The sequence below is a fragment of the Enterobacter chuandaensis genome, assembly GCF_003594915.1.
In the GTDB taxonomy this organism is placed as follows: Bacteria; Pseudomonadota; Gammaproteobacteria; order Enterobacterales; family Enterobacteriaceae; genus Enterobacter; species Enterobacter chuandaensis.
On the sequence record NZ_QZCS01000033.1, the window covers coordinates 1 to 1,004 of the forward strand.

The following is a 1,004-nucleotide window of genomic DNA, read 5'->3' on the forward strand; positions in this document are numbered from 1 at the left end:
GCATTCGACCAGATCGATAACGCGCCAGAAGAAAAAGCTCGTGGTATCACCATCAACACCTCTCACGTTGAGTACGACACCCCGACTCGCCACTACGCACACGTAGACTGCCCGGGCCACGCCGACTATGTTAAAAACATGATTACCGGTGCTGCGCAGATGGACGGCGCGATCCTGGTTGTTGCTGCGACTGACGGCCCAATGCCTCAGACTCGTGAGCACATCCTGCTGGGTCGTCAGGTAGGCGTTCCTTTCATCATCGTGTTCCTGAACAAATGCGACATGGTTGATGACGAAGAGCTGCTGGAACTGGTAGAGATGGAAGTTCGTGAACTGCTGTCTCAGTACGATTTCCCAGGCGACGACACTCCTATCGTTCGTGGTTCCGCGCTGAAAGCGCTGGAAGGCGAAGCAGAGTGGGAAGCGAAAATCATCGAACTGGCTGGCTACCTGGATTCTTACATCCCAGAACCAGAGCGTGCGATTGACAAGCCATTCCTGCTGCCAATTGAAGACGTATTCTCCATCTCCGGTCGTGGTACCGTTGTTACCGGTCGTGTAGAGCGCGGTATCATCAAAGTTGGTGAAGAAGTTGAAATCGTTGGTATCAAAGAGACTGCGAAGTCTACCTGTACTGGCGTTGAAATGTTCCGCAAACTGCTGGACGAAGGCCGTGCTGGTGAGAACGTTGGTGTTCTGCTGCGTGGTATCAAACGTGAAGAAATCGAACGTGGTCAGGTTCTGGCGAAGCCAGGCTCAATCAAGCCACACACCAAGTTCGAATCTGAAGTTTACATCCTGTCCAAAGACGAAGGCGGCCGTCATACTCCGTTCTTCAAAGGCTACCGTCCACAGTTCTACTTCCGTACAACTGACGTGACCGGTACCATCGAACTGCCAGAAGGCGTTGAGATGGTAATGCCAGGCGACAACATCAAGATGGTTGTGACTCTGATCCACCCAATCGCGATGGACGACGGTCTGCGTTTCGCAATCCGTGAAGG

Annotated in this window: 1 protein-coding gene; it reads left to right on the top strand. The window is 52.9% G+C overall.

Annotation, left to right across the window (positions count from 1 at the left end; translation table 11 throughout):
* Positions 1-1,004 (top strand): elongation factor Tu (gene tuf, locus D5066_RS22775; RefSeq protein ID WP_119917279.1); only part of this gene is annotated, 1,004 nt, incomplete at both ends.